Here is a 17,327-nt window from a genome sequence, read left to right as displayed (position 1 = left end):
ACGGCAAACTGCCTTTAGATGACTGAATTAATGATTAATAAAAAACAACTGTTGTTGCTATTTCTGTGGACGGCGATCGCTTTTATTTTGCGCTTTGCCAATTTGGACTCTAAACCGCTGTGGACGGATGAGTTTTCCACTCTAGTGTTTAGTTTGGGCAACAGTTTTCGCGGAGTGCCGATCGATCGCGCGATCGACCTTTCTACATTATTACAACCGCTACAATTGCGCCCCGATGCTGACACCGCCGACGTGCTCCGCAATTTGCTGCTAGAAAGCAACCATCCACCAGTGTATTTTATGCTCGCCCACTGGTGGATGCGGTTGTTTGGGCCTTCAGAGGATAGTTTAGTTTGGATTGGGCGAGCTCTTCCTGCATTATTGGGCGTGATTTCAGTTCCCGCTATTTACTTTTTGGGCAAGTTTGCTTTTAATTCTCGTTTAGTCGGTCAATGTGCGGCCGCAATGATGGCAGTTTCTCCTTACGGCATTTATCTCGCTCAAGAAGCTCGACATTATACTTTAGGAATTTTATTAGTTATTGCCTCTCTTTTTTGCTTGACATTAGCTGTCAAAAAGCTGCAAATTCGCGCTCCTATGCCTGTTTGGGTGTTGTTGCTTTGGGTAGTTTTTAACTGTTTGGGAATTGCAGTTCACTACTTTTTTACACTGACTTTGTGTGCCGAAGCAATAGCATTAATTGCTGTAATCTGGCAGCAGTTTAATGAAAAATTGCCAATTTCCAACAGCCACCAGCCCAATATTTGGCAATTTCAAATCATCTGGCGGTTTTTCGCAGTAGCGATAGGTACTTTAGCTGGCGGTTTAGTTTGGTTGCCGGTATTTTTGTCAAACAAGTACGGCAGCGAACTAACTAATTGGATTGTCAGCGGCGATCGCACATTTATAGATTGGATCGGGCCGATTTTTCAAGCTTTAGCTGGATGGATCACTGTCATGTCTCTGCTGCCCGTTGAATCGCAAAATTTGGCAGTAGTAGTTGCATCGGCGATCGCAATGGCAATATTTTTGATCTGGGCGCTTCCTCTGCTGAGAGGCGCTCTTAAAACTTCCTTAAAAACAACCAATACTCGTTTAGGTACTGTTATTTTCGGCGGATTTGTGCTAGGAGCAATTTTCCTATTTTTCAGCTTTGCATATATTCTCGGGATTGACCTAACTCGGGGCGCTCGATACAATTTTGTCTACTTTCCGGGGGCGATATTACTGTTAGGAGCAACCTTGGCAGTTATTTTTAACACACCTACAGTAAAAAGTAAATGGTTTAATTTACCTGCTGTGGAAATTGCTGGCAAAAAAGCAGTTCTGCTAATTTTAGCAATGGGTTTTTTTAGCGGTGTGACAGTAAATTCCAATCTCGGCTATCGCAAATATTACAAACCAGATATTTTAATTCCGATTATCCGCGAAGTCTCGAAAGTTCCCGTGTTAATTGCTACTACTCAAAAGACTCATGTAGAAATAGGAGAGTTGATGGGGATAGGGTGGGAATGGGAAAGAAGTTCGGCAACGGATTTTGTAGCGGATGTAACGGATGTTAGGAAGAAAGAAGAAGTTAAAGCCTTTGATTCTCCGCTGTTTCTTTTGGCTAATCAGAGAAGGGATGCGCCGGAAATAGCGGCAGGGACACTTTATAAAACACTCAGTCAATTAGAACGGCCGCTTGATTTGTGGCTGGTTAATTTTCGCGTACCTGTGAATCTAGAAGCACAAAAATGTCAGGTTGAATCGCGCGATTTGCCTGCGGTGGATGGGTATGAATATCAAGTTTATCATTGTTCTAAGCCATAGGTAAGTCTTAGGGGATGGATCGGGCGATCGCACTTTCGATTAAAATAAGTGCGTTAGCGAAGCTTTCCGCAGGAATCGATCTTTCATTGCAGTACAAATTTTGTGGCAGAGGTAGCCACTCAAACTTTGAGTAATTCTCAGTTGGCTCAACTTTCTGACTGAATTAAATCGCCGGCAGGTGGATGTCGTTTTATAGCTTTGTCAGCGGCCCGAATATTAATTACTCTCTCTCGATTTAAGACTAATGCTGTAACTGTAGCTCGTCCCATTGGAGTCAAACCAATTATTGATAATCCATCTGCAGACCAAATAAAATGTTCGCTCCAACTATCTTGTCTGGGGTTAAACAACGGTACTTCTACGTCTGACTGAGCATCTATCGCTCTAGTTTTATCAGATTTCTTGCGGTTGCAGTGAAAGCAAGCTAATGCCAAATTGTCAATATCGTTAGTCCCATTTTTAGTTAAGGGAATGATGTGCTCGATAGTAAACTCTACGTACTGCCATTGTTCGGAGGCATGACAATATTCGCACAGACAGTTTGCTCTCTGACGAACTTGATTTTGGATATTTTCAGAGATTTGACGGCGAGCGGACATTTCTACACAGTAGGCTGAATCTGACCCAAGAAAAGATTGCGGACAGTCCGATTGACAAAACTGAGGTAATCGTCAATTTCTTCGTAAAGATTGAGTTCTTGTTCTTCCTCAGGATTTAGGGGCAAAGTTTGTTGTTTGTCCAACAGTTCTTGGATTCGATTTTTGACAGCGGTGGAGGCTCTAAAAATGGGTATGCCTTCCACTAATTCAATTCGGACTGCTCCTTCTATAGGTAGAGTATTGTGCAGGTTTTCCAGTTTTGGCAGGATTAGCATAGTTGTGGATTTTATGGGTTTCCGTCTTGATTATATCTAGGTTTTTTTCAATCTTGCCTGACACTATCGGGTACGCCCACCGCCGAAATACCCGATATCGCCTTTAAGTTTTGACACCGAATCAACTCATTAAAATCCAAACTGCGCCCTTCAATTTGCGCCACAGCCTCGATCGCCCCAAGCAAATGTCCGGCCGCTTCCGCTTCGTTGTAACCGCGCCTTCCCGCTACTCTAATCGCCGCTTCGTCAGCATCTAACTCTACTTGGGAACTGCGGTTGTCGCGCCAAATTCGAGTCATCGCGAGTCCCGTCAAACCGCCCGCGATCGCAGTGCCGATCGCATCTCCCTGCAACAATTCTACAACAGTCCCGACAATCCCCGCCAGAGCCGCACCTTGATAAATATCCGGTTTAAACCACTTAACATTGCACACAAAACTCACATTCCGCAATAGCAGTAAATCCCGCTGCGGCTTAGATAGCAGCCGCCACAAATCAAAATTAATATAAATCGGGCGAGATTGATTCCAAGGCAAAGGAAAATCGCAGTCAATTACCGTTGATTGTTGGGGCTTATTAATAATTTTACACGTCATGCGGCCGGAAGCGGGCATCACATCTAACAGGCGGCGAATTTCTGGATCGGGATTCATAAATTTAGAGTAATTGATAATTGGTAATTACATCTGGATAAAAAACAATAATATCGGTTACGGCTTCGTAGCGGCTGGTTTTACCGACAATAATTGCCTAAAACCTACAATCTCGTAAGCCCGCCCCCACCCAAGGGCTGATGCGATGGAAATCAAAGTTGATGTAGGTTATTGCTTCTGTGGGGGCGGGTTTCTGGAGATTTTTGACGGTAGTTAAATATTGTTTGTCAAACCAGCCCCGACAAGTCAATAGAAGATATTAAGGGTTTTTCTTGGATGCGGAAGAAGGAGATTCTTGAGCTCTGGGAGCTGCTTTTTCGGTATTAGCAGAAGGCTTCGGACTGGCAATTGCTGGGGCAACTGACGGCTTTGAATTCACGGTTGGGGATGTCGGTGATTTTGGAGAATCAGGGGCTGTTAGCGGGGCAGCAGGGGCTGTTTTAGCGCCTAAAATGCTGGCGTCTCCGGTGTCGAAGGTGCCGGCGATGCAAGCGATCATCATTGTAGCTAATGTGCCGACAAATAATGCTTTCCAACCGAGTTCGGAAATGTCTTTGCGGCGGGATGGAATTAGGGCGATCGTGCCGCCGACAAATATGCCGACGGAGGCTAAGTGGGCGAAGCCGGAAAGCGCGTAACTGACAATTAAAACTGTACGAGCGCTCACCAGTCCTTTTGCGCCCGCTTCTGCTAAACTTTGATAGGGCGGAATGGCTGTTTCTAACAACCTGCGACCGATAATTACTGACGCTTGCCAAGAGTCGTCTAATGGAACTCCTGTTAATAGCGTCAAAGGATAAAATAAGACTCCCATAATGTTGGCTAAGGTGACAACTTTGAAAAAGCCACCAATTGGGCCGGGCAAAATTGCCAGCCAACCAAAAAATTGATTGATTAAGGAAACTAAGCCTAAGATTAAAATCAAAACAGCGGCGATCGCTACTGCCATTTTTACACCGTCCAAGGCGCCAATTATCGCTGCATCCAAAGGGCTGACTCGTTCGATGGGTTCTCCTCCAACTGTCTCTTGTTTGAATTCTTCGCCGTCCATTTCGGAAATTTCTTCGCCCACAAACTCGCGGCCTTTAGGCTTCCGTTCTTCCTTGGGAATGCCGCCCATTGTCAGGGGCACACCTGTTTCCGGGACTAAGATTTTGGAGAGGACAAAACAAGCGGGAATGGCGATAATTGAGGCTGAAACTAAATGCCCTAAAATATTTGGAAAAACTGGCTTGAGAAAACTGACGTAAATTGCTAAAGTTGAAGAAGCTGCCGTCCCAAAACAGCAAGAGAGAATTGCACAAAGTTCGGAACGAGTCATTTTTGGCAAATAAGGCTTGACGACAATTGCCGCTTCAATTCCTACGAAAATATTAGCAGCGCCGCTGAGGGCTTCCGCGCCGCTCAACCGCATTGTCATATAAAAGATTTTGGCAAAAACTTCGGTGATAATTTGAATCACGCCGATGTTGTATAGCAAGGCCATGAGGCCCGAAAAAAAGATGACTGTCGGTAAAGCTCGAAAAGCAAAAATATATCCTAAATTAACTGCTGGATCTTTACCAGGTATCGGTACAACATTGCTCCCGAATACAAATCTCGCTCCAGCGTCAGCAGCGGTGAACACTCCATCCAGCAAGCCAGTAAACCACTCTAAAGCGATGCGAGTTGGGGGAAACAGGAATACTAAAAATCCTAAGACTAATTGCAGTCCAATGCCCCAGGTGATGACGCGCCAAGGTATATACTTGGACTGTCGGTTTTCTGAAAAAATCCAGGCGATCGCACACAAGCCAAAAATACCCAGAAACGAGATAAGATTGTAGATTGACATAAGCCTAGTCCTTGAAATACTTAAGAATGCCGATCGACGGTTTGCACCACATCAGTTATACTATTCATCTGACGGCAAATGCTAAAAAAAATAACGGGCAGATAAATTACGCACTCAACAGCGTACTTATGTCATTGCTTAGGTCGTTCCGAAGTCTGCGGATCTTTAGCAAGCCTTGATTTGCCGTAATTACCAGCAGTTTAGATAGAAACTCTCACACATGGAAGCTTTTGCTCCACATCCTCCTGAATGGACTGCGACGGCGGTTCACGCTAATGAGTTTTGCTGTCCCAAGTGCGGTGCTAGCTGCACGGATGCGGCTGAGGTCTGGATTAATCGCCGATCGCCAGTATACACCGAGTTCAACCGTCGCAAGTGGCAAGAATTTTACCGCTGCCAGTGCGGGGACGTGTGGTGGGCTTGGAGTAACGATAGACCTCCTTCTGAACTTGTGCGTCGCGATGAGATCTCGGATGAGGCGCCGGATGATGATTTTTAGAACGGTGACAGAATTTGCGACTTGCGATTTGCGATTTTATTTAAAATGAGGGTAAGGTGCGCTGCACCCTAGATTTAGATAGGCGATCGCCAGTTCTTAACTAATTCAGCACGTCAAGCATTCCCTTAACTACGCCTTCCATGACTCTTTCAATTAATCTCAATTCATTTTCGCCGATCGACTCATTTAAGAGCATTGACTGAATTCGCTGTCTGTCATTCCGAGTCAGTTCGCCTGACGAAAATATCTGCTCTACTATTTGTTCAGTTAGAAATGAGTAAGTTGGAGTTTGCATGGTTGGTCTCTAAAAGCATCAATATTTTGTTTTTAACTTCATTAGAGGAGCCAGTTATTTTGTGGGTTTTTGCCGTCCCACTCAATCAGTGCTGAAATCATACGACTCTGGGCGGATTTTGTCAAGACACGGGCGGCAGATAAATATAAAATCTGCATTATATTTCCCACATTCTGGTAAGGGGTGGTTTTGGAGTGCGATCGACTGATGCCGTGTGCCTGCAAGGTCGATCGACCCCCGGCGGTGGCAGCGTTCGATCGACCTTTTTAAGTTTATTTGCACTTCGGCGGAACATTACAGCTCAAAAAAAATCCCAACTACAATAGATTTAAATTGGTAATCGGGAATTGGCTTTTCTGACTTCCCTCTTCTTTCCGGCTAATGACTAATGACTAATGATTAATGACTAATGATTAATGACTAATGACTAATGGCTTCCTCCAATGACCTATTTTCCTTCGGCTCTAATTTTGACATTAGGTTTTTGGCTGCTACCGCTAGCAGTTCGATCGCAACCTGTCGTTCCGGCAAATGACGGCACTAATACTGTTGTTAACTCCGAGCAAAACCGCACAGACATTAGTGGCGGAAAACTGTCAGGAAACGGGGCAAATCTGTTTCACAGCTTCAGCCAATTTAATCTCAGCGAAGGTCAAATTGCTAATTTTCTAACTAATCCAAATATTCAAAATATTTTAGGGCGGATTTCCGGCGGCGATGCTTCCGTCATTAACGGTCTGATTTCTGTCACCGGCGGCAACTCGAATTTATTCTTAATGAATCCGGCGGGAATTGTCTTCGGTCAAAATGCTAGATTAAACGTGCCGGGGTCTTTTTTCGCGACAACTGCTACTGGTATTGGTTTCGGCGATCGCTGGTTTAATGCCACCGGAAGTAATGATTACAAAGCTTTACTGGGAAATCCCAATCAATTTAATTTTAATAACTCACAAGTCGGTGCAATTGTCAATGCAGGAAACTTGGCAGTTAGCAGCGGGCAAAGTTTAACTTTGCTCGGTGGCACCGTTATTAATACAGGACAATTATCCGCTCCTAACGGTCAAATTACTGTGGCTGCTGTTCCGGGAAAAAATGCAGTCCGGATCGGTCAACTCGGCAATTTATTGAGTTTAGAAATTACTCCGTCTTTGCAGTCAGAAACATCTGCGATCGCCCCACAAGCTTTGCCTCAGTTGCTGACGGGCCCCGGCGTAGCATCAGCCACAGGTTTAACGACTAACGAACAAGGTCAATTGGTACTGACTGGCGGCCAAACAGTGCCGATAAATGGGGGAAGTGCGATCGTCTCGGGTTCTGTCAATGTATTCGCCCCTTCAGGGAATGCTGGCGGCACAGTCAATATTTTAGGCGAAAAAGTCGGACTGTTCGGCGCAAATATCGATGCTTCCGGGACGGACGGCGGAGGTACTGTGCGCGTCGGAGGCGGTTGGCGGGGGATGGAACCAGTGCCAAATGCCCAGGTAACTTATGTTAGTCCTGATTCTACGATCGCAGCAAACGCGATCGACCGCGGCAATGGCGGCACTGCGGTAATTTGGTCAGACAATATCACTCGCTTCTTGGGCAATATTACTGCTCGCGGGGGCACTGCCGCAGGTAACGGCGGCAGAGTAGAAGTTTCCGGCAAAAATGCTTTAACTTTCCAAGGAGAGGTCGATACCCGCGCGACTAACGGTGCGATCGGCAATTTGTGGCTCGATCCGGCAAATATTACGATCGTCAGCGGTAACGGCGACAGCAACGCGCGATTGACTGGCGGGGAACTCCAACCGGCACCAGCACCCAATGAAACATACATCCCAGAAGTGCAGTTGGAACAGATGACGGCCGGCAGCAACGTGGTTATAGATACCCCCGGCTACATCACCGTCCAAAACTTGCCCGATAACAAACTTTCCCTGCAAGCGAGAACGGGAGACACAGTAACATTTAGATCGGGCGGAGTGTTTGTTGTCAATGACCCCAAGGACTCAATCGAGACTCAAGGTGGCAACATCAACATTTTCGCCAGCAGCATCTCTGTTGGCGGACTTAATGCCAACAGCGGCAATATCGCTCTCACTGCTAACGGCATTGACTTGAGAGGCGGCAGCAATTCCGTAAGCAGTGCGGGGGGAACAATTCGCTTGCAGCCCAACGACAGCCGAGCAATTCGGATCGGTGGCACCGGCGATATTTTGGGCATTTTGGACTTGACGGCAACGGATCTCGGCGCTTTGGCAGGGGATTTTGGTTCGATCGCGATCGGGCGCGAAAACGGTAGCAGCGAGTCGATCGCGATCGTCGCACCCATTACCTTCAACAGCCCGCTGACACTTCAAGGCCGCTCGATCGCGATCGACAATCCCCTGAGCGCAAGCGGCAGCGCTAGCTTGACACTCGACGCGCCCCAAACCGATCTCAACGCCAACATTGCGACATCCGGCGGCGATCTCACTTTTACAGGAAACGCCTCCCTTAATGCTGACGTGGCTTTGAGCGCGGAAGCTACGGGCAACATTCTGTTCTCCGGTAGCCTAGACGGAGATCGCGCCCTGAGACTCGACGCTCAGCGAGTGCTGTTCGGCGGTACAGTCGGTCAAGCTGCACCGCTGGCGAGTTTGACTGTCAACGCCGGCAGTACCGAGGTTTCGGGCAATATTGCGACATCTGGCGACATGACTTTCAACAGTGCCGTCACACTCAATCGCAGCGCCGCCCTAGCCGCGACTACCGGCAATATCGCTTTTGCCAATACCCTCGACAGCACGCCGGGCCGAGCTAATAATTTGACGCTGCGCGCTGGCGAGAACATTACTTTTGGCGGCAGAGTCGGTCAAACTCAGAGGTTGGGCCGGCTCTCGGCTGACGCTGCTAGCGTGGCGGCGGCTTCCACAATTGCAGCGCGCAGTTTGAGCGTTAACGCCCGAGATTCCGCTACCTTCGGGGGGGACAGCACTGCCGCTTTGGGAGCCGAGATCAAGGCAGGCAATGTCCTCTTAGAGGGTAATTTAAGGACGGATGGCGGCAGCGTGAACCTGCAAGCAAGTCGCAAGGTTCGGACTGGCAATATTACCTCGAACGGTGGGAGCATTCGGGTTGAGGGAAATGCGATTGCTGCGGGTGCGATCGACTCGTCGTCAGTGTCGGGAACTGGAGGCGCGATCGCTCTCCAAACCAATGCCGGCTCTTTAACTGCGGGAGCTTTGAACACTTCGGGGGCGATCGGCGGAAATATTGCTGTCACCTCGAAAGCGGGCATTTCGGCTCTCGATATCAATTCCAGCAGCACTTCAAACGGCAACGGCGGGGGCGTTTCCCTGAGCGCGACTGGTGACATTCAGTTGGGCTTTATCAACGCTCAAGGCGGCACTGGCGGCAGGATTGATGTGACAACCCTCGGTTTGTTTCGCTCGAACAGTGTTTTCAACGATATATCGGGCAATATTTCCAGTATTTCTAATGCCGGAGGTGCAGGGGCGGGGACGATCGCAATTCGCCACGGAGGCGGTAGCGATCGACCGTTTGTAGTTGGCGGCGCGATCGACAATGGAACGCGGGGAACCATTAATGCTGGTGCGGGAAACGCCATTTTGCCCAGTCTTGCTTTTGGGCAAACTTACACCCAGGGAAGTTTACCAAATCAGATTTCCCTAATTACACCGGACCCGCCCTCTGCTCCTGCACCAATTCCCGAACCAATTCCCGAACCAATTCCCGAACCAATTCCCGAACCAATTCCCGAACCAATTCCCGAACAGCCTCTAGTGACCGTAACTCCGGCTCCTGCGCTCTCACTTCCTGCATCTTTGCAAGTAGAATTGCGATCGTCAAATCGACCGAGAAATTCCCCAATTACCCAGAATATTTTCGTTCCCGATCGCAGATTCGATTCGCTCGGATCGGGAGTTTTAGCATTCGAGCAAACCTTTAGTCGCGAGTACGAAAAATATCTGGACTTGCCGGCAAGAACGCCGATTAGTAATATGTCGGTAATTTACGAAACTCTTCGTAAAAATGAACAAATTACTGGGGTAAAATCTGCCATTATTTATCTTAATTGGGTCAGGGGTTTGGCAGCAGCCGCTCCCAAAGAAAATGGTTCGGTACTGGTGGCAAGTCAGGATTTATCTAATCTATTGCCTGTGAGAAAAAACCTCACCTCCGGGCCCCCTCACCCCTTAGAAGATAAGTTGGGGGAGAGGTTGTCGCCGCAGGGCAAAGAAGTTTCCGATGTTCCTAACGGAGAGCATTTAGAATTAGTGTTAGTAACAGCTAACGCTCAACCGATGCGCGTTTTAGTTCCGGCGACAACGCGGTGGCAGGTGTTGCAATTGGCTGACGCCCTGCAAACCCAAATAACTAATCCCAGAAGAAGAAGCAGCATTAGTTATTTGGATTCTGCTCAAAAACTTTATCGCTGGTTAATTGCGCCAATGGCCGCAGAATTGGCAGCTTTAAATATTGACAATTTAATTGTAATTCCGGCAGCAGGTTTGCGGAGCGTGCCCTTTGCTGCTCTTCACGACGGCAAAGGCTTCTTAGTTGAGAAATACAGCATTAGCGTGATACCGAGTCTGAGTTTGACTGATATCGGCTACGACAATATTGCGGATGATGAAATTTTGGCAATGGGGGCGTCGGTATTTGAAGATAAAGCGCCATTACCGGCGGTACCGGTGGAGTTAGAATCGATCGCGCCGCCCGATCGGGGAAAATCATTTTTGAATCAAGATTTTACTCTAGGCAATTTGCAAGCTCAGCGGGCCAATCGGCCTTTTGGAATCATTCACTTAGCAACTCACAGCGAATTCCAGCCCGGGGAACCGAAAAATTCTTACATTCAGTTGTGGGATACTAAATTGCGCATCGATCAAATGCGGCAGTTGCGGTGGAATGAACCGCCGGTGAATCTGTTAGTTTTAAGCGCGTGCAGTACCGCTTTGGGCGACGAAGAGGCGGAGTTGGGGTTTGCGGGTTTGGCGGTAGCTAGCGGTGCTAGATCCGCTTTGGCGAGTTTGTGGGAAGTCAGCGATGAGGGGACTTTGGGGCTGATGACAGGGTTTTACCGGCAGTTGCGGATGCCGAGAGGTGAGGGCAATTTGATGATTAAAGCCGAGGCTTTGCGGCGCGCGCAATTGGAGATGCTGCAGGGGCGCGTGCGGATTCAAGACGGGATGCTGCGAGTCGAAGGGCTTTCTATGAGTCTAACTTTGCCTCCGGAAATTGCGTCGCGGGGCGATCGAGTGCTTTCGCATCCTTATTATTGGGCCGCCTTTACAATGATTGGCAATCCTTGGTAATTGGGAGGTTAAAGGAAGAAGGAAAAAGGGGCCTTGCTGAATCAAGGTATGAATAATGCAGGAATGGGAATATCCTGAAATTTTAGGTAATGTATTTAGGACTTATATCGTTTCCGATGCAACCGGAAATACTATCAAATGTCTCGAAACTACGATCGCCTAATACCCATCCTAAAACTCCTGACCAAAAGTGGTTAACGGCTGTCCACAGCCAGATTTTGTGTGTGTTTTTTCACATAAGTGTGTAATTCATCCAGCTCACCGACTTGGGACTCATCATCAGCGATCGATTGACGATCGCATTTAACACAAATGTAGTTATGTTTTCCTTTTTTATTACCTTTTCTACGGCTATGGGTTGATTTGCACTCGCTTTCATTGCAGGGTGTATTCCCCCTATTTATACTCTAATTATGCAACGCCCAAATCTCCTATGAAGACTAACGGCGATCGCACTTCACTCTGTCTTACCTGCTGTTGGAGGAAACTGTGGAGCGATCTGACTCCTAACCTAAATATTTATTTGTACTTTTTTGAAGAAATGTAAAAAATAATAATTTTTAGTTAAAAAATCTAATTTTGCTTAAAGTGCAGGCTAGTCTTTATATTAGAGGATACATCTACTTACAAATTGAGAATTGCTAAAAAAAATGTGTATTAATTATTAAAAGAGGCTGCAAGGATGATTAACTTAGCCGGCTACGAAATTACGAACCAAATTCATGATAGTAACAATTCTTTAGTTTACCGAGGACTGAGAAAGCAAGACAACCAACCAGTCATTCTCAAATTCCTCAAGCAAGATTATCCGCTGCCAGCTTCGTTAGTCAGATACAAGCAGGAATACGAAATTACACGCAATCTTAACCTAGAAAGTGTGCCTAAAACCTACAGCTTAGAAAGATACCAGAACAGTTTGGTTATTATTTCCGAGGATTGTGGTGGACAATCATTAAAGCAGGGGTTGGCTTCTCAAAAACTTACCTTAGAAGAGTTTTTGTTAACAGCTATCAAAATAACCAAGGCTTTAGGTCAAATCCATCAACATAACATTATTCATAAAGATATCAATCCCAGCAATATTATTATTAACTCGACAACAGGGGTAGTCCAAATCATAGATTTTGGCATCTCTACTGTTTTAAATCGCGAGAATCCTACCCTAAAAAATCCTAATGTTTTAGAAGGCACTCTGAGCTATATATCGCCGGAACAAACAGGCAGAATGAACCGAGCGATCGACTACCGCACGGATTTTTACTCGTTAGGAGTCACTTTTTACGAACTGCTAACGGGGCAACTGCCATGCGATTACAACGATGCAATGGAATTAGTGCACTGTCATATTGCTAAACAAGCAGTACCGCCCCAGGAAATCAATCCAGAAATTCCTAAAGCGGTTTCTGATATTGTAATGAAACTGTTAGCAAAAACTGCTGAAGCCAGATACCAAAGTGCTTGGGGAATCATCGCAGATTTGGAAGAATGCCTGCAACAATTACAAACTAAGGGAAGTATTGCAGATTTTGCGATCGCCCAAAAAGATATTACAGATAAGTTTCAAATACCTCAAAAACTTTATGGTAGAGAACGCGAAATTGAAACCTTATTAGCAGCCTTTCAGCGCGTCAGCAATGGCACAACAGAAATTATGTTAGTGTCGGGTTACTCGGGCATTGGCAAATCAGCCTTAGTGCAAGAAGTTTATAAACCGATTACTAAGGCAAGCGGTTATTTTATTGCCGGGAAATTCGACCAATTTCAACGCAATATTCCTTACTCAGCTATTGTTAAAGCTTTTGGGTCCTTAGTCAAGCAACTCTTAACTGAAAGCGAAACGCAACTGGGCGCCTGGAAAGAAAAACTTTTAGCGGCGTTTGGTGATAACGGTCAAATCATTATAGATGTCATTCCCGATGTAGAATTCATTGTTGGCAAACAGCCACCAGTCCAAGAGTTAGGTGCTACGGAAGCGCAAAATCGTTTTAATTTAGTTTTTCAAAAATTTATCCGGGTGTTTTGTTCAGTCGAGCATCCCTTAGTCATTTTTCTAGACGATTTGCAATGGGCTGACTCCGCTACTCTGAAACTGCTGCAAGTAATGATGGCAGATGAGGAAACGAAATACTTATTTCTAATGGGTGCTTATCGAGATAACGAAGTTAGCCAGACGCATCCCTTAATCATGACTCTGGAGGCGCTGCAAAATCAAGGCGCGACTATTAACCACATTACCTTAACTCCCTTAGATATCGAACATATTACTAACTTGATAGCTGATACTGTACGGAGGGATAGAGGCTCAGTCATCCTCCTAGCTGAGTTAGTCGTCGGTAAAACTCAAGGCAATCCTTTTTTTGTCAATCAGTTTCTCAGAACTCTCTATGAAGAAAACCTCCTGCTTTTTAATTCTGAGCAAAGAAACTGGGATTGGAATATTTCAGAAATTGAAGCCGTAGGGATTACCGATAACGTCGTTGAGTTGATGGTCGGTAAATTGAGAAAAATGCCAGCTTCCACTCAGCAGGTTTTACGGTTAGCCGCTTGTGTGGGCAATAGTTTTGACGTAAATACTCTCTCGATTGTCAACGAAAAATCTACCGCTGAAACCTTTCAACAGCTATTGCCAGCCATCCAAGATGGATTAATTTTAGCCACTTCTGAACTCGGCGTAACAGAAGAAGAAATCGTTAAATCTCATCTGGTCATTACTACTTATAAGTTTTTGCACGATCGCGTGCAACAAGCAGCTTATGCTTTGATTGAGCCAAATTCTAAAAAAACAGTTCACTTGCAAATTGGTCGCTTGCTATGGCAAAATACCTCGCCAGAGAAACGAGCGGAAGAAATATTTCCGATCGTCGATCATTTGAATCTAGGAATTGAACTGGTTAGCGACGAATCCGAACGCACTGAAATTGCAAAACTCAATTTAATCGCAGGTCAAAAAGCCAAAGCTGCAACCGCTTATGCTGCGGCTACCGAATATTTGCAAGCAGGGCTGAGACTGTTAGTAGAAAATAGCTGGACTCATCATTACGAACTGACATTAGCGTTGCACGAGGGAGCAGCAGAGGTAGCTTTTTTGAGAGGTGATTTTGAAGGAATGCAGATAGTTGTTGAGATAGTCAAAGAGTTCGCCAAAACGCTGCTGGACAAAGTAAAAGTGTACGAAGTCCAAATTCAAGCTTATATAGCTCAGAACAAGTTACTAGAAGCAGTTAATACGGCGCTAAAAGTCTTAAAGCTGTTGGGAGTAGAATTTCCTTCTAAAGCGAACCCGTCAGATATTGGGCAGGCACTAGGAGAAACAGCGGCAATTTTGAACGGGAAGCGAATTGAGGATTTAGTTGACCTGCCTCAAATGAGCGAGCCCTATAAATTAGCAGCCATGAGACTTATGTCAAGTATCTTTGCTGCTGCATACGTTGCTGCGCCAGAACTATTGCTTTTGACGGTGTGCAAACAAGTAAATTTATCCGTTCAATATGGTAATGCTTCCGTGTCGGCCTTTGCTTATGCCAATTATGGTTTTTTTCTTTGTGGCATTGTCGGAGATATTGATTCTGGTTATCAGTTCGGTCAATTGGCTTTAAGTCTAGTGTCCAAGTTAAATGCTAAAGAAATCCAAGCCAAGACAGTTGGCATAGTAAATATATTCATCCGACCTTGGAAAGAGCATCTTAGAGAAACCTTAGAACCTGTCGTGTCAGCTTACGCTAGCGGCATGGAGACGGGAGATTTAGAATGGGCTGCCAATGATCTACTCTTGTATTCCTATTGCGCTTACTTGAGCGGCAAAGAACTGACTACCCTGGAAAGAGAGATGGCAATCAACAGAGATGCTATTCATAAAATTAAGCAAAAAGTAGCGCTTAATTATATAGAAATCTATTGGCAGGCTACCTTAAATTTGCTCGGAAAAAGTGAAAATCCCTGTTTTCTAAAGGGTGAAGTCTGCAATGAGCTAATCAGGTTGCCATTGTACCAGCAAGCCAACGACAAAACGGGAGTGGCCTATATATATTGGAACAAACTTTTACTTAGTTACTGGTTTGAAAATTACTCAGAAGCGATTAAAAATACTGCCATAGCAGAGAAGTATTTAGACGTAGTGGTAGGATTGCCTCTTGTTCCTCTCTTCCATTTTTACGATTCTCTGGTGCGGTTGGCGGTGTATTCTGATACTCCACAGTCAGAACACCAGGGCATTCTTGACAGAGTACAAGCCAATCAAGAAAAAATGCAGAAATGGGCGCATCATGCTCCAATGAATCATCTGCATAAATTCTATCTAGTAGAGGCAGAACGGCATCGCGTTTTAGACGAAAAAATAAAAGCGATTGAGATGTACGACAATGCTATTGCCCTTGCCAAAGAAAACGAGTACATCAACGAGGAAGCACTTGCTCACGAACTCGCCGCTAAATTCTACCTCTTATGGGGTAAAGAAACGATCGCCCAAGTTTATATGCAAAACGCTCATTATAGCTACCAGGTCTGGGGCGCTATAGCTAAAGTTGAGGATTTAGAAAAGAAATATCCCCAATTCCTAGCTAGAACATCAGCCAAGACAACAACTCAAACAAAAGTGAACCGAACAACGACTGTGCCTACTACCACGAGCACTAATTTGGGAGATACGCTAGATTTAGCCACAGTAATGAAAGCTTCTCAAGCAATTTCAGGTGAAATCGTTTTGAGTAAGTTGCTGGAAAGGTTGATGAAGATTGCGATCGAAAATGCAGGCGCTGAAAAAGGCTTTTTGATTTTAGGAAAAGCGGGAAACTGGGCGATTGAGGCTGAAGGTTCCGTTAAAAAAGATGAAGTTAGCGTGCTGCGATCGCTTCCCCTCAATGCAGAAGCTGCTTCTGGGGAAACGCCAAAACTGGCAAGTACGATCGCCCACTACGTCATCCGCACCCAGGAAAACGTGCTTTTAAATAACGCCACCCAAGAGGGACAATTTACCCGCGATCCTTATATTGCAGCCACTCAACCGAAATCGATTCTCTGCACTCCTCTGCTGCACCAAGGCAAGCTGACAGGCATTCTTTACCTAGAAAATAACTTGACAGAAGGAGCTTTTACTACAGATAGGCTAGAACTGTTAAAATTGTTATCAGCCCAAATAGCCATTTCCATTGAAAATGCCCAACTCTACAATAACTTGCAGGAGTTCAATCAAAACTTAGAGCAATTAGTGTGCGATCGCACCCACGAATTATCCAACACGCTGGATGCTTTAAAAGCGACTCAAAGTAAGCTAGTCGAATCTGAAAAAATGGCCTCGCTGGGAGGATTAGTTGCAGGCGTCGCCCATGAAATTAATACTCCCATCGGCGTTGGTGTCACCGTTGCGTCAGCTTTGGCAGAACACACCACAGAATTTGCTTCTACTTATAAGAGTGGCAAAATGAAGCGCTCCGAGCTAGAAGAATTTTTGGATATAGCCACCCAAAGCAGTAACGCCCTTTTAACTAATCTAAATCAGGCAGCAGCATTGATTCAGAGTTTTAAAGAAGTGGCAGTCGATCGATCGAGCGAAGAACGACGAACTTTCATAGTAAGAGATTATCTCGATGAAATTTTAATCCAATTAAAACCCAAATTGAGAAATAGCAAACATTCGATCGAAATTAAGGGAGACACCAAAATCGCCCTAGATTCTTATCCAGGTGCATTATCCCAAGTTGTCACAAATTTGCTGATGAACTCTCTGATTCACGCTTACGAACCTGGCGGTACTGGAAAGCTGGCTTTTGATTGGCAGCAAGAGGGCGATCGACTTAGATTTGAATATTCCGATGATGGTCAAGGCATTCCCCCAGAAAATTTGAGTAAAATTTTCGAGCCCTTCTTTACTACCAAACGCGGTCAGGGTGGTAGCGGGTTGGGATTGCATATTGTCTACAATTTAGTTACCCAAAAACTTCTGGGTGAAATAGAATGTAAAAGTGAGGTTGGAGTAGGCACAAAATTTATTATTAAGCTACCCGTCCAAATTGATTCAAAACCGTAGTTTCCTAAATCAAAACATCAGTAACGCAGAAAGGT

General features: G+C 45.5%; 11 protein-coding genes. 4 read left to right on the top strand and 7 right to left on the bottom strand.

The window, feature by feature from the left end:
* Nucleotides 1-18: 18 nt before the first annotated feature.
* A complete protein-coding gene (locus QUA54_RS23100) occupies nucleotides 19-1,812 on the top strand; it encodes a glycosyltransferase family 39 protein (protein ID WP_333416454.1) in 1,794 nt (597 codons plus the stop codon).
* Between the two features lie 146 nt (nucleotides 1,813-1,958).
* Here the strand turns inward: QUA54_RS23100 and QUA54_RS23095 are convergent, their stop codons facing one another.
* From QUA54_RS23095 to QUA54_RS23080, 4 genes are all read right to left on the bottom strand, one after another.
* Nucleotides 1,959-2,411 (bottom strand): HNH endonuclease, encoded by a 453-nt coding sequence (locus QUA54_RS23095; protein WP_333416453.1) that lies wholly within the window; start codon nucleotides 2,409-2,411, stop codon nucleotides 1,959-1,961.
* 2 nt (nucleotides 2,412-2,413) lie between these two features.
* On the bottom strand, nucleotides 2,414-2,686 hold the full coding sequence (locus QUA54_RS23090) for a hypothetical protein (RefSeq protein ID WP_172186711.1): 273 nt from the start codon (nucleotides 2,684-2,686) through the stop codon (nucleotides 2,414-2,416).
* Between the two features lie 47 nt (nucleotides 2,687-2,733).
* Complete coding sequence (locus tag QUA54_RS23085) at nucleotides 2,734-3,339, bottom strand: DUF3318 domain-containing protein (RefSeq protein ID WP_333416452.1); 606 nt, start codon at nucleotides 3,337-3,339, stop codon at nucleotides 2,734-2,736.
* A 259-nt stretch (nucleotides 3,340-3,598) separates the two neighbouring features.
* On the bottom strand, nucleotides 3,599-5,173 hold the full coding sequence (locus QUA54_RS23080; RefSeq protein WP_333416451.1) for a nucleoside transporter C-terminal domain-containing protein: 1,575 nt from the start codon (nucleotides 5,171-5,173) through the stop codon (nucleotides 3,599-3,601).
* Nucleotides 5,174-5,393: 220 nt separating this feature from the next.
* Here QUA54_RS23080 and QUA54_RS23075 point away from each other — a divergent pair, with 220 nt between their 5' ends.
* Nucleotides 5,394-5,672 carry a hypothetical protein gene (locus QUA54_RS23075; RefSeq protein WP_172186708.1) on the top strand — a complete coding sequence of 93 codons (279 nt, stop codon included), beginning with the start codon at nucleotides 5,394-5,396 and terminating at the stop codon, nucleotides 5,670-5,672.
* Nucleotides 5,673-5,772: 100 nt separating this feature from the next.
* On the opposite strand, the gene QUA54_RS23070 is transcribed toward QUA54_RS23075, so the two are convergent.
* Nucleotides 5,773-5,967 (bottom strand): hypothetical protein, encoded by a 195-nt coding sequence (locus QUA54_RS23070; RefSeq protein WP_172186707.1) that lies wholly within the window; start codon nucleotides 5,965-5,967, stop codon nucleotides 5,773-5,775.
* A 157-nt stretch (nucleotides 5,968-6,124) separates the two neighbouring features.
* Nucleotides 6,125-6,262: a hypothetical protein gene (locus QUA54_RS23065; RefSeq protein ID WP_333196152.1), complete on the bottom strand. Its 138-nt coding sequence runs from the start codon at nucleotides 6,260-6,262 to the stop codon at nucleotides 6,125-6,127.
* A 148-nt stretch (nucleotides 6,263-6,410) separates the two neighbouring features.
* Here QUA54_RS23065 and QUA54_RS23060 point away from each other — a divergent pair, with 148 nt between their 5' ends.
* A complete protein-coding gene (locus QUA54_RS23060; RefSeq protein ID WP_333416450.1) occupies nucleotides 6,411-11,270 on the top strand; it encodes a CHAT domain-containing protein in 4,860 nt (1,619 codons plus the stop codon).
* A 232-nt stretch (nucleotides 11,271-11,502) separates the two neighbouring features.
* Here the strand turns inward: QUA54_RS23060 and QUA54_RS34535 are convergent, their stop codons facing one another.
* Complete coding sequence (locus QUA54_RS34535; protein WP_445301577.1) at nucleotides 11,503-11,649, bottom strand: hypothetical protein; 147 nt, start codon at nucleotides 11,647-11,649, stop codon at nucleotides 11,503-11,505.
* Between the two features lie 303 nt (nucleotides 11,650-11,952).
* Between QUA54_RS34535 and QUA54_RS23050 the strand changes: the two genes are divergently transcribed.
* Nucleotides 11,953-17,292: an ATP-binding sensor histidine kinase gene (locus QUA54_RS23050; protein WP_333416449.1), complete on the top strand. Its 5,340-nt coding sequence runs from the start codon at nucleotides 11,953-11,955 to the stop codon at nucleotides 17,290-17,292.
* Nucleotides 17,293-17,327: the final 35 nt, after the last annotated feature.

It is taken from the genome of Microcoleus sp. MOSTC5, from assembly GCF_036701825.1.
GTDB classification, from domain to species: Bacteria; Cyanobacteriota; Cyanobacteriia; order Cyanobacteriales; family Microcoleaceae; genus Microcoleus; species Microcoleus asticus.
The sequence above is the reverse complement of the archived record's forward strand: the minus strand, read 5'-3'. Positions and strand labels throughout refer to the sequence as shown.